Genomic DNA, 13,148 nt, shown 5'->3' with positions numbered 1-13,148 from the left:
TTACTGATTACTGATGCGGGTTAAGGCCTTAAATTTGCGCGATGAAGCGTGAAATGTTATAAAAATCTCAGTCCTCCCTATAGAAAAGAGTATAAACTTTATGGCACGCACCGAGTCCACAATGTTAGATTTGGGGACAAAAGCCCCCAGTTTTGCCCTACCCGATGTGGTTTCGGGTGAAACTATCTCTCTGGACAGCTTTGCGGCTAAAACCGCTCTGTTAGTCATCTTCCTCTCTGAACATTGTCCCTTTGTTAAACACATTCAAGAAGAACTTACCCGTCTAGGTCGCGATTATGCTAACACCAATCTGGGCATCCTCGCAATTAGTTCTAATGATGTGGAGAAATATCCCGATGATTCGCCCGAAAATTTGAAAAAAATGGCGATAACCCTTGACTTTAAATTCAATTTATGCTATGACGAAAGCCAAGCAGTGGCGAAAGCTTACACGGCAGCCTGTACCCCCGATTTTTTCCTCTTTGATAGTCAGCGCAGCCTAGTCTATCGCGGTCAATTGGATGATAGTCGTCCTAGTAATGGCGTACCGGTGACAGGCAAAGATCTCCGTGCCGCTATTGACAAGGTTTTAAGCGGTCAACCAGTACCGACGGAGCAAAAACCCAGTTTAGGCTGTAATATCAAATGGAAACCGGGTAATGAGCCACCCTATTATGGTTAATTAACGAAGGGTGTAGGGTGTGGGGTGTGGGGAAGTGGGGAAATGGGGAAATGGGGAAATGGGGAAGTGGGGAAGTGGGGAAGTGGGGGAATTTCAACTAAAACTCTAACACCTCAACACCCTAAACCCCCAAATCCCTATCACCCTATCTCCCGACTCCTGAATTCTGACTCGTAGCCCCACCAACAAACTTTTTGCCGCAAACCCTATTTCAATAGCGTAACCGATTGCTGTGCTAATAGGGCAGTACCATAGGCCGCTTGATCCTGTTTAGATAAAAGCACGGGAACCCCTAAATGACGCTGACGAATTATTCTCCAAGTCGGATTTTTTGCCCCACCACCCGCACTATAAACTCGCTCTAATTTATTGGCCCCCAATTCCTGTAAACGCTGATAACCTAAAGCTTCAATGCGGGCAATACTTTCTAGTAAACCATGCAAAAATTCTAGAGGATTATCGGGGCGAGGAGTCAGTTTTGCGGGTAAAAAAGGATCATTAATTGGAAAGCGCTCGCCCGCTTTTAGTAGAGGATAATAATCTAAATTACTTTCTTTTTGTCCATCTATTGCTAAACTATAATTTCTCAATTCTTGATCAGAAAAAAACTTCTTTAACACTGCTCCTCCCGTATTGGATGCCCCACCAGTTAACCACAAATTTCCTAAACGATGACTATAGATGCCATAGTTACTATCATCAACTTTCTGGCTACTTAATAATTTTAAAACTAAAGTTGAACCTAAAGATGTCACCGCAGCTCCTAAAGAATTAGCACCACTGGCTAAAAATGCCGCTATGCTGTCGGTGGTTCCCGTATAAATTAAACAATCTTTCGGGATAGCAAAACGAGTCACTAAATCCGGTTTAATAGTATCGATCGCTGTACCCGGGGCAAAAATTTCCGGTAATAAATTAAACATCGGTAAATTCTCTAACCAATCGGGATAACAGAGATTTTCGAGATCATAACCTAACTTTAAGGCATTGTGATAGTCACTGATTCCCAGTTTACCGTGCAGCAGAAATGCTAACCAATCCGCTTGCGAGAGAAAATAACGCGCTTGCGAAAAAATTTCTTGTTCACTCCACCAAAGTAATTTAGCTAAACTGGAGGTAGCACTAATCACGGGATGGTGAGGGGGTGCTATAGCTTTAATTGCTTCTAAAAATGCAATTCCTCGCCCGTCATTGTATAATATTGCCTGAGAAAGAGGATTACCCCAATTATCACATAATAACACCGTCGAGGAAGTACCATTAATCGCGATCGATTTAAGTTCTGAACGCACCGAATCCCCTAGATTATCCAATAAATAAAATAGGGACTTTTGCCAATCCTGAAAATTGGCATTAGTGAAGGGATAATGAACCTCAGCGACGATATTTTTGCTAGAATCAATAGCAATCGCTCGCGCTCCCGATGTGCCAAAATCAATACCTAAAGATAAACCCATTGATGTCTTCACAACCCCCTCATTCTGGTTACCATTGGGATGGTATCACTCCCCGATTCTTTGAAGGTTGGTACTTCCGAGTCATGATTCCGCAATTAGCCGACGGATTCGCCTTTATGTATTCTATACAAGACCCAAGCGGCGGTCAAGTCAATAGCGGTGGAGCAGTACAAATTTTAGCCATAGAATCTAATTATCTTGGTCGCACTTTTCCCGATACGGATCAATTTTGGGCAAGTCGTCAGGAATTAGCCATTATCCATTGGGGAAAAACTAACTTAAAAACCCGTCCCCGTCTGCTTTCTCCGTCAGATTTTTTTGAGTCTATTCGAGAAGGTTATCAAGCAACAGCAAACCAGCAGCAAGGACGAATTTATGATCCCGTCACTGGAGAAATCTGTCAATGGGATTATCGCATTGAAACTAGGTACAGTTGGGGAGATAACAAGCGTCCACCCCAAGCAACAGCAGGAATATTATCTTATTTACCGATTTTTGACCCGGGTTGGCAGATTTTAACTGCTCATGGTTTAGCAACGGGAATGATTACCTATCGGGGAAAAAATTACCAATTTGAGAATGTACCTTTTTATAGCGAAAAAAATTGGGGTTATTCTTTCCCCGAAAAGTGGTTTTGGATTAATTGTAATGCTTTCCCTGAAAATCCCGATTTAACCTTAACCGCAGTGGGTTCTACCCGGAAAGTTCTCCACTGGACGGAATCGGTGGGAATTATCGGTATTCACTGGCAAAATCGCTTTTATAAGTTTGATATCTGGAATTCTCAACTAAGTTGGACAGTGCAACCCTGGGGATACTGGGAAATGAGGGCAACTAACGAGAATTATACCATTGTCTTAATCGGTATCAGTGATTATCCTCCCGATCGCGTGCGTGTACCCACAGAAAAAGGTCTCTGTTTTGCTTGTCAAGATACCCTCAAAGGTAAATTATCGATAAAATTGGCTGATAGTCGTGGTAAAATTATTATAAATGCTTCTAGTGGTCTAGCTGGTCTCGAAATTGGCGGTATTTGGCCATCAGCATGGATAAAACGGTGAGTTAAATCACCATTGCGACGGGAGAATATCACTCTATTCTTGATTGATCGGTATTAACATAGAATTAGTTTTTGATCGCTAAAAAATTGCTTCATGAACCAACCTTCTCTCAATTTTGTTGAGCAATTAGTGATAGTAGAAGTTAAGGAACAGTTAAGGAATTTACCTGCTTCCTTTCGTCAATATCTCTCGGAGACTAAAATCGATCGAGTCATGAATAATGCTATCCAACTTTTGCCGCGCAGTTTCAAAACTTTGGCAGAGAAATATCACGATCCCCACACCCGAAGATTAAGAATAAGAATTGCTGTAGAAAGAGCAATCACTGATATGCTCGATGACCTAAAATTCTATTATGTAGCGCAGACAGAAGTGGAAGATGAAGAAAATATTCCCACGGAACTCTATGCTAAAAAGTGAGATAGCAGTAGCTGCATCTCAGACAAAATTGAGATGCATCCTCTAGATTCTCTAGAAAATGCTAGATTTACCAGCTAATTACTTTAACCGTTTCCTTAAATAAATTTGCTTCTAGGGAATCGGGGGAACTTGTCACCACACCGGCAATTAGCTCTTCGGGTTTTATGGCTGCTTGTTTCATGCAGGAGGGACAAATTAAGACTTTTCCCCCTTGACTGATGAAATCTACTAACATTGCTTGCAGGGTTTTACCGGTGATACCGTTAGTGTGTTGAGGAATGGTCGTCGCTGCCAGGTGTACCCCTGTAATATTCAAAAAAATGGTGGTTGAGTGACCTTTTTTTAGCATATTGGTGGCGACACCAATGGCCATTGCAGCTCGCCAAGGATCATCGGTGGTTAAATTAACAAATAAATCGGATTTTTGTTGACCGACAGCGATTATTGCTTCGTTAGTTTGTACTGGAGAAAGGGTAGGATTAGCCAAGACTGGGATAGATGTAACTAAGGATAATCCCACAAGGGAACCAAGGGCTAAAGATTTTAATAACATTTTCTTGTCCTTTTGCTGCTGGGTGCAATGAAAACATTTTCATTATGATAACTTCTGGAAAATTTTGTCAACAGACAGCCTGTCAAACTTTAATTTTTGTTGCGGATAACAAAAACCATCTACTAATTAAAGATGATAATTATTTACTTGTCTAGCATTTTATCTAATCTTTCCTGAATCAATAAAGCCATGGAAGAACGCAGAAAAAATAAACCAAATAACCCCGCTAGACTGAAGGGAATAATGGCTACTTTGCTATAGTTGCTGTCTAATAAAAATATGGCTGAGATAATGCTAAATCCCAATAAACAAACATTAATTAATATTTTAATTGCCAGATAAATTTTTTTCAGGAGTCGTTCAGTTTCCCGTGACTTAACTTGAAAAACTAAATTTCCTCGCTCGATTTTTTCCTCTAACTGACGGATCATTCTCTCGTTTTTATTACCTTTTTGCCATTGTTGTTTAAGAAAAGTGCGCGCTTGATTAGCTAGGGTAAGCATTGTGTTGGTAGTTCCTCCCGATACCGCTAGACTTTTTACAAAAGGTTGACTAGCTGCTAATAAATTATACTGGGGATCTAAAGAGCGGGCAATCCCATCCAAAGTGGTGACAGATTTAATAATAAAAGTCATTTGGGGAGGTAAGCGAAAAGGTTGCTGTTTAAACATTAAATACACTTGATCGCTAATTTGTTCAAAGACCCTCACATCTACCGGTTTATCGCGAAATTCATCTAAAAGAAACTGCACGATATTTCGTACGGGTTGTAGATCTACAACGGGTTCAATTAACCCCATATATATCAAAGTTTTTAAGACTGTTTCCGTATCCTTTCTCAAGATAGCGAAAAAGGTTTCGATCATTTGATCTTTAGCGACGGACTTTAACTCGAACATAGTGCCGAAATCGTAGAAAATTAACTCCCCTTCCTGACTAACTGCCATATTACCCGGATGGGGGTCTGATTGGAAAAAACCATCCTGTAATAGTTGTTTGAGATAGGAACAGATACCCAGTTGAATAATCCCATCTACGTTAATATTATTAGCTAGTAAAGTCTCTCGATCATCGACTTTAATCCCCGGCACATACTCCAAAGTTAATACCTTGCGGGTGGTATATTGCCAGTAAACTAAAGGAACTTTTACCTGGGGATAATTCTTAAAATTTTCCCGAAAGCGATCAGCATTTTTGCCCTCATGAATATAATCGATTTCTTGAAAGAGTAGTTCAAAGAATTCTTGATAGATAGCTTCTAAGTTATATTTTTTCACCGCAGGGAAAATATTTAACCAACGGGTGAGACGATGCAACAATTCAAAATCGAGATTAAATAGTCCTTCTAGATTCGGTCTTTGTACCTTAATAACGACTTCTTCCCCACTTAATAACCGCGCTCGATGCACTTGTCCTAAACTGGCACAAGCGAGGGGAGAAACGCTAAAACTTTCAAATAAATTATCTAGGGGTTGTCCTAATTCTGTTTCAATAACTCGGATCGCTTCTTGACTATTAAATTCGGGAACCCGATCCTGTAATTGGGTTAATTGTTCGATATATTCGAGCGGAATTAAATCTGCTCGCGTCGATAAAGATTGCCCAATTTTAATAAAAGTTGGTCCCAAATTCATGAGGCGATCAACTAACCATTGCGCTCTCCTTTGCCGTTTTTTGCCCCTATTAGCCCCCGTTAAACGATCCCAGAGCAAAAAAGTCAAAAACTGCGTTGTAAAGCTAAATATCTCCAATTGACGAACAATTGGCGATCGCAAACTTTGCTGCCAATGTAAAGATTTGGGGGAATCAAAAGGAGTAAGCATCAGTTATCATTTATCAGTTATCAGTTATCAGTTATCAGTTATCAGTTATCAGTTATCAGTTATCAGTTATCAGTTATCAGATGAACGTAGGTTGGGTTGAAGCATGAAACCCAACGCCCAATCATTTTACGCTACCGCTAACCCATCCTACAAATAATTGTGCCTCCCTACTTAATATCCACAGCATTTCTCGTCAAGGTGAAGTATAGATTAAACCTTGCCGAAGTAAGGATTCCAGTCGCAAAAATGCGCTTCATCCATCTGAGAAACGCTGTCAAGTGTTACCTTCCCGTTTGAGAATTCGCTGGTAAAAATCCTGATTTTCAGCTTTTAATCTCTGGGACTAGGTAAACCGAGATCTACCGCTAGACGATGACCACAAGCAAAACCGGAAAAGGCCACCGCGTTTAATCCTTGACCGGGGAAGGTACTATCTCCCACACAATAAAGATTAGGAATAGCTGTACGATTAAAGGGCATTCCTAATAAGCCTAACAGTTTTCTTCGCGGTATTGGGCCGTAACTGCCATCGATTCTATTCAAAAAGCGGCGATGGGTGCGGGCCGTGCCAATTTCGATATAATCTAATCCTGTATCTAGTTTGGGAAACAGTTTTTTCAGGCGATCGATGAGACGATTAGCAGCGGCCTCTTTTTTCTGTTGATATTCTTGGGGGGTCAGTTTTTGCCATTGATCGATCCAGCTAGGGGTGAAAGTATGAATGATATGATGGTCCCGGGGTGCTAGGGAAGGATCGAGTAAGGTAGGAATAGAAACAAAGATAGTTCCCTGTTCTGCTTCCATGTTTTCCCAATCTTCTAGTAAAATATGGTGACATTCGCTTCCTGATGGTAACACATCGGCCTTGACTCCCAGATGCAAACTCAGGAAACTGGGGGATTTTTGATAGCGTTTTTGCCATTTTTTTTCGCTGCCCGGGAGAGATTCCGGGGGGAGTAGTTTCTCGAAGGTATCCCAACGGGTGGCATTAGAAACAATCTTTTTAGCGTAGTATTCCTTACCATTGGTCAATTTTACCCCGATCGCCCGTCCTGCATCTAAAATAATCTCAGCTACTCTCGCTTGATACTGGATTTCACCACCAGCTTTTTCCAATCCCTCGACTAACTTGAGAGCAATCTGTCCCACTCCTCCTTGGGGATAGTTAATTCCCCCGTAATGGCGATCGCTAAAGACCATTCCCGCATTAATCATCGGAGTGCGATCGGCGGGTACTACCGACCAACAATAACAGTCCATGTCGATAAATTTCAATAATTTCGGGTCTTTAATATATTTTCTAGCCACATCTCCCGCATTTTGGGGTAAATACTTGACCAATCCCAAACAGGATAAAGGATGCTGGAAAAAAACCCTAGTCAGATAGCGGGGTTCTTCCAGCGATAGTAAATCCATACTATTGAGGCAATTAAACACCTGCCAGCATTCATCGTAAAAGCGCCGGATACCGGTTTTTTCTGCGGGAAAATGGCTAATTAATTCCTGTAAAAATTGTTCGTAGTCGCGATGAACTTTTAAGTCTAATCCATCCGGGAGATGATAATGGATCTGGACGGGATCGGCAATGGTTTCGATACTCATATCCACCGCTGCTAAAGCTTTGGTTAGGAGGTTAGTCGTCCCCTTTTTGCCAAAACCAAAAATCATCGAAGCACCCACATCAAAACGATAACCCTCTCGTTCAAAATAACCCGCGCTGCCCCCTGGAATCAGATAACTCTCTAAAACTAAGACTTTTGCTCCTTTTGCCGCTAATTGCGTCGCTGTCACCAATCCCCCGATTCCCGACCCAATCACGATCGCATCGTACTGATTACTCATAACCCAACTTTATAAATTTTTGTGTCAGTCTTCTATTGTAACCCTTGACTAGCGGTGATTTATCGGCTAGTTTGCGGGAGCAAAAAATTTTGGGGGAGAGATGAAAAGTTGGTAAAACGAAAAAAGTCTTGACAAATCCCGCCGCTTGACATAGTTCGATTTAGGCAATATCATCTCTGGAAAGACAGCCAGCGCTACTTTTATAAAAAAACATTGGTTCTTCTCGTTTCTGTGTGGAAGCAAGAAGAATAGGGGTAATTTTCCGTGAATATATTCTTCAAATCCTTGCCTAGCAAGACTCATCCGAACGATAAACACTGATTGTCACACAAAGTCGAGAAGAGCCAAGTATTTTACTTAAAATTAATTAATCAAGATGTATAGAAAACTGGCGAACAAAATCCTTAAATTAGCTAATTCCCTATCTAGGTCATCGAAGCGCTCTCTTTTAATTGTCACCGATTGCCTGATTTTTTGTCTAACCATCTATCTGGCATTCTCGCTCAGGTTTAATCTTAGCCTCGAATATCAGCAAATTAGACCTTTTTTCGGGGAAATATTCAGCTTAATTGCCATTAAACTTCTAGTTTTCTATCTCAAAGGTATTTACAGTCCCGTAGTACGTTATACAGGGTTAGAATTTCTTTCCTCCGTACTGCAAGCGGTTCTCTATAGTTCAGGGGTTTTGATCAGTCTTGCCTACTTTCAAAGGGATGCCTTTTTGCCGCGTTCAGTCCTGATTATCGACGCATTGTTAACCCTAGTATTGGTTATCGGGGTGAGATTGTTGATTCGTTCTGTCTTTCACCGTCTGAATATTTACGTCAGTAGTCTGGATAGGGAACCGACAATTATTATCTATGGTGCCGGGGTTGTGGGTTGTCAATTGGCACGCTCCCTACAAAATGACCCCCACTATCGTTTATTGGCCTTTGTTGATGATAATCCCGATTTGCAGCAGCGAGTTATCCAAGGCATTAGGGTTTACCCTCCCTCTCAATTGGCACTAATGCACCAAAAACGGGCTTTTGACTGGGTTATTCTCGCTATTCCGAATGTAGCCAAGGCCAAAAAGCGGCAAATCATCGAAAGTCTAGAAACTTTACCTATCGACATTAAAACCGTTCCTCCCCTCTCAAAAATTTTATCGGGAGAAGCGACCATCAATCAGATTCGCAGTGTCGATGTCTCGGAATTATTAGGACGGGAAGAAATTCTACCCCATCCCGAACTTTTGGGAAAAAATGTCACGGGTAAAGCGGTGTTAGTCACCGGGGGTGGCGGTTCCATCGGTTCGGAATTATGCCGACAAATTGCCTTTCTCAAGCCAAAATGCTTGGTAATCTACGAATTAAACGAGTTTTCCCTCTACAAAATCGATCTCGATTTAAGCGAAAATTATACCGATTTACGCAAGTATGCCTATCTAGGCAATGTTCTCGACCGCAATCATCTGGCCCGAGTCATCCAACAACACCAAATTGAAACAATTTATCACACGGCCGCCTATAAGCACGTTCCCCTTGTGGAAGCCAATGCTAGTCAGGGGGTTTACACTAATGTTTGGGGGACTTTAAATGTCGCTCAGACTGCGATCAAGAATTCAGTTAGTAATTTAGTTCTCATTTCCACCGATAAGGCCGTCAGACCGACTAACATTATGGGGGCCAGTAAACGCTGTGCTGAGTTAGTTATACAAGCTTTGGCCGCTTTACCCGACACTTCCACCTGTTGCGCTATCGTCCGCTTTGGCAATGTTCTCGATAGTAGCGGTTCCGTGGTGCCGCGTTTCCGGGAACAAATCGCCCAACGCAAGAATATTACCCTCACCCATCGCGATATTATTCGCTATTTTATGTCTATTCCGGAGGCGGTGCGTTTGGTTATGCAAGCAGGAGCAATGGCCCGAGGGGGTGAGGTATTCCTGTTAGATATGGGTGAACCAGTAAGAATTTACGATTTGGCCCTACAGATGATTCGTTTAAGTGGCTTGGAATTAGGGCAAGATATTGATATTGAAATCACGGGATTAAGACCGGGGGAAAAACTCTACGAAGAATTATTAATCGATACCGATAAAGCTTGTCCCACCGCTCATCCAAAGATTTTTTGCGCTAATGAACACTTTCTTGCTTGGGACAAATTGCCAATCAAATTAGAGCAACTGCTTAATTCTATTCAACTTAATGACCGTCATGGCTTAGTTAAGTCCCTGCAAGATTTAGTCCCGGAATACCAGCCTCCGCAGCAAATAGCCAGTAATTTGTCAAGTAAAAAGTAAAAAAGAGGAGTTTTATCTCTCCTCTTGTTGCCAAAATTTATTAATCTAATTGAACCGAATGCTCTTGTTTTAATTGCTTTTGGATAGTTTTTACCGTCTGCTCAATTTTATTGATTCCGCGAGAAGAAGGGCGATTTACTCTATCAGCTAGAGGAGAAGTTTGTTGAATAGCAATGCTTAAATAAAGAGGAAAAGCGAGGGTAAAGGCTAAAAAAAGACGTTGTAACATGATCCACTCCCACAAAAGTTTTTCAGCGATTATTTTAGCCGACTGAAACTTTTACCAGAATAACGACTAACTAGGAAAATTTAAGCTAGTTTGTGACAGTCTGGAAATTGGTGAGGCAATCCTAAAGAATTAGCGTTGAAACCCTCAACCCTAGAGCGAGAGTTTGATACATTGATCTAGGAACATGATCGATCGCCCTATCTATGCACAAAATTCCAGTTACTGTGATCACGGGTTTTCTGGGTGCGGGAAAAACTACCCTCATCCGTCATCTACTGCAAAATAATCAAGGCCGACGGGTGGCCGTTATGGTCAATGAATTCGGAGAAGTGGGAATTGATGGTGATTTGTTGAAAAGTTGTCAGACCTGCGACGACAACCCTAACGATAATATTGTGGAATTGACCAATGGTTGTCTGTGCTGCACAGTACAGGAAGAATTTCTCCCCACCATGCAGAAATTGCTGGAGCGACGGCAACAGTTGGATTGTATGCTGATTGAAACTTCGGGATTAGCTTTACCGAAACCTTTGGTTCAAGCTTTTCGCTGGCCGGAAATCCGCAACGGTGCGACGGTGGACGGAGTAATCACCGTGGTGGATGGTTTTGCTGTCGCTAGGGGTCGTCTGGTGGCGGATTTGGACGCTTTAACGGCACAAAGGCAAGCAGACCCCAATTTAGAACACGAAACGCCCATTGAGGAGTTATTTGAAGATCAGTTAGCCTGCGCTGACCTGGTACTCTTAACTAAAACCGATCTCATCAGCGAAATTGAATTAGAAAAAATTATTAATTGGCTGAGAACACAACTGCGATCAACGGTAAAAATAGTTACTTGTGCCGATGGACAAATTAGCCCCGATGTGCTATTGGGATTTAATGCCGCCGTCGAGGATAATTTAGCTAGTCGTCCTAGTCATCACGATCACGAGGAAGAACACGATCACGATGAGGAGATCAATTCCGTGCAGTTTTGCCTCGATTTTCCTGTAGATGCCCAAATTTTGACCCAAAGGATTAAAGAATTGGTGGCCCGAGAAGATATCTATCGGGTCAAGGGATTTGTTAACGTGGCCAATAAACCGATGCGTATGGTGTTACAGGGAGTCGGCGATCGCTTTGATTCTTTCTTTGATCGACCCTGGCAATCCACGGAAATGCGGCAAACTCGCTTGGTCTTTATCGGCCGGTCTCTTGATAGTCAGAGAATCGAGCGGGCCCTAACCAATTCTCTCCTTTAGCTATCAGCAGTCGGTCATCTTTGTATCAGTTATCAGTCTTCTTAGCTTACAATATCTTTGTCTTACCCATCAATTTTTCGAGCTTCCCCTGTAGAAAAAGTGCGAGAAATACAAGAAACCCATTAATATAATCTAGCAGTAAGTTATGACAGCGTTTCTCATAATAGATAAAGCGTAACCTAATTTGGTATCGACGACCGACTCCCCAAAACGAAAACTTCGTACCTCACCATCAAGATAACTGCTGTAGTTAAATTTATGAGTAACAATCCTTCCCCTTCTTTAACATTAAAAAAAACAAAAATTACCGACAGGAATATCACTCTCTCCCATGGCAGTGGTGGCAGGGCAATGCGGGATTTAATTAACGAGATATTTGTGAATAACTTCGATAATAACTTACTGGCAGCCCTTGAAGATCAAGCCCGATTTGAGATTAAAGATTTAGCTAAAATAGGCGATCGCTTGGCATTTACCACCGATTCCTATGTGGTTTCTCCCCTATTCTTTCCGGGGGGTGATATTGGCAGTTTAGCAGTCAATGGAACCGTTAATGATTTGGCTGTCGGTGGGGCAATTCCCCTCTATCTCAGTTGTAGTTTTATCCTCGAAGAAGGTTTATCGATCGACACCCTAAAAACCATCGTTACCAGCATGAAAATAGCCGCCGACAAAGCAGCGGTAAAAATCGTCACCGGGGATACAAAAGTCGTTCCCAGAGGACAAGGGGATCAAATATTTATTAATACCTCTGGAGTGGGAGTAATTGCGGCCGGAATCAATTCCGGGGCCAATAATTTACAAGTTGGCGATCGCATTTTGCTGAACGGTTTTCTGGGGGATCACGGTGCCGCCATTCTGATTGCCAGGGGCGAATTAGACCTACAATGCACAATCGAAAGCGATTGTCAAGCTCTGAATTCTTTAATTTCTGCAATTCTGGCAGTTTGCCCAGAAGTTAAAGCGATGCGGGATGCCACTAGAGGCGGATTAGCCACAGTTTTAAACGAATTTGCCCAAAGTTCAGGGGTGGGAATACAGGTGCAGGAAACGGCGATCCCCATCCGGGAAGAAGTGCGAGGAATGTGCGAATTATTGGGCTTAGAACCGCTTTATCTGGCAAATGAGGGCAAATTAGTCCTTGTCGTGCCTCCAGAGGCGGAAAATCGTGTTTTAGCAGTGATGCGTTCCCATCCTGACGGTAAAAATGCCGCTTCTATCGGGGAAGTCGTCGCTTCTCCCCCCAATTTAGTTTACCTAAAAACCCCTTTCGGCACTAACAGAATTCTCGATATTTTAGTCGGTGAACAATTACCGAGAATATGTTAATTAGGGTTTGCGGCAAAAAGTTTCTCGTGGGTGCAGGGTGTGGGGTGTGGGGTGTAGGGTGTAGGGTTTTACCGATTTTGAGGTAGTCAGTTACCTAATTTTCAGGGAAAAAGTACCTGAATTTTACCCCCGATCACTCCCAGGTCCGGCACTTTTTGAGGTAAAAAAAGTCTAAAAGCCTTATCCAACAAGGTTTTTAGATTTATTCAGCCAGTCCTAATTAGGGTTTG

General features: G+C 42.2%; 12 protein-coding genes. 7 read left to right on the top strand and 5 right to left on the bottom strand.

The features are described from left to right. Positions 1 to 100 precede the first annotated feature (100 nt). Positions 101 to 682 carry a thioredoxin family protein gene (locus tag GQR42_RS26040; RefSeq protein ID WP_158202190.1) on the top strand — a complete coding sequence of 194 codons (582 nt, stop codon included), beginning with the start codon at positions 101 to 103 and terminating at the stop codon, positions 680 to 682. 42 nt (positions 683 to 724) lie between these two features. Then, positions 725 to 859: a hypothetical protein gene (locus GQR42_RS29680; protein WP_257792606.1), complete on the top strand. Its 135-nt coding sequence runs from the start codon at positions 725 to 727 to the stop codon at positions 857 to 859. Positions 860 to 888: 29 nt separating this feature from the next. On the opposite strand, the gene GQR42_RS26035 is transcribed toward GQR42_RS29680, so the two are convergent. Continuing rightward, complete coding sequence (locus GQR42_RS26035; protein WP_158202584.1) at positions 889 to 2,139, bottom strand: FGGY-family carbohydrate kinase; 1,251 nt, start codon at positions 2,137 to 2,139, stop codon at positions 889 to 891. Positions 2,140 to 2,141: 2 nt separating this feature from the next. Here GQR42_RS26035 and GQR42_RS26030 point away from each other — a divergent pair, with 2 nt between their 5' ends. Next, positions 2,142 to 3,200, top strand: coding sequence for a tocopherol cyclase family protein (locus GQR42_RS26030; RefSeq protein WP_158202189.1), 1,059 nt, complete (start codon positions 2,142 to 2,144; stop codon positions 3,198 to 3,200). A gap of 93 nt (positions 3,201 to 3,293) precedes the next feature. Next, the gene (locus GQR42_RS26025; protein WP_158202188.1) at positions 3,294 to 3,620 is read left to right on the top strand and encodes a hypothetical protein; all 327 of its coding nucleotides are present in this window, start codon (positions 3,294 to 3,296) and stop codon (positions 3,618 to 3,620) included. 67 nt (positions 3,621 to 3,687) lie between these two features. Here GQR42_RS26025 and GQR42_RS26020 read toward each other — a convergent pair whose 3' ends face one another. The 3 genes from GQR42_RS26020 to crtH all read right to left on the bottom strand — a co-directional run bounded on the left by GQR42_RS26020 (position 3,688) and on the right by crtH (position 7,838). Continuing rightward, positions 3,688 to 4,173 (bottom strand): DsrE family protein, encoded by a 486-nt coding sequence (locus tag GQR42_RS26020; RefSeq protein ID WP_158202187.1) that lies wholly within the window; start codon positions 4,171 to 4,173, stop codon positions 3,688 to 3,690. Positions 4,174 to 4,316: 143 nt separating this feature from the next. After that, positions 4,317 to 5,996 (bottom strand): ABC1 kinase family protein, encoded by a 1,680-nt coding sequence (locus GQR42_RS26015; protein WP_158202186.1) that lies wholly within the window; start codon positions 5,994 to 5,996, stop codon positions 4,317 to 4,319. 330 nt (positions 5,997 to 6,326) lie between these two features. Next, complete coding sequence (gene crtH, locus GQR42_RS26010; protein ID WP_158202185.1) at positions 6,327 to 7,838, bottom strand: carotenoid isomerase; 1,512 nt, start codon at positions 7,836 to 7,838, stop codon at positions 6,327 to 6,329. A gap of 376 nt (positions 7,839 to 8,214) precedes the next feature. Between crtH and GQR42_RS26005 the strand changes: the two genes are divergently transcribed. After that, positions 8,215 to 10,119 (top strand): polysaccharide biosynthesis protein, encoded by a 1,905-nt coding sequence (locus tag GQR42_RS26005; RefSeq protein WP_158202184.1) that lies wholly within the window; start codon positions 8,215 to 8,217, stop codon positions 10,117 to 10,119. 40 nt (positions 10,120 to 10,159) lie between these two features. On the opposite strand, the gene GQR42_RS26000 is transcribed toward GQR42_RS26005, so the two are convergent. Beyond that, entirely contained in the window at positions 10,160 to 10,348 is a 189-nt protein-coding gene (locus tag GQR42_RS26000; protein ID WP_002784873.1) for a hypothetical protein, read from the bottom strand. A 203-nt stretch (positions 10,349 to 10,551) separates the two neighbouring features. Here GQR42_RS26000 and cobW point away from each other — a divergent pair, with 203 nt between their 5' ends. After that, the gene (gene cobW, locus GQR42_RS25995) at positions 10,552 to 11,589 is read left to right on the top strand and encodes a cobalamin biosynthesis protein CobW (RefSeq protein WP_158202183.1); all 1,038 of its coding nucleotides are present in this window, start codon (positions 10,552 to 10,554) and stop codon (positions 11,587 to 11,589) included. A 258-nt stretch (positions 11,590 to 11,847) separates the two neighbouring features. Next, positions 11,848 to 12,918 carry a hydrogenase expression/formation protein HypE gene (hypE, locus tag GQR42_RS25990; protein ID WP_158202182.1) on the top strand — a complete coding sequence of 357 codons (1,071 nt, stop codon included), beginning with the start codon at positions 11,848 to 11,850 and terminating at the stop codon, positions 12,916 to 12,918. Positions 12,919 to 13,148: the final 230 nt, after the last annotated feature.

Source organism: Microcystis aeruginosa FD4, assembly GCF_009792235.1.
Classification (GTDB): Bacteria; Cyanobacteriota; Cyanobacteriia; order Cyanobacteriales; family Microcystaceae; genus Microcystis; species Microcystis viridis.
Note: the sequence above shows the minus strand (reverse complement) of the source record. Positions and strands in the feature narration are given on the sequence as shown.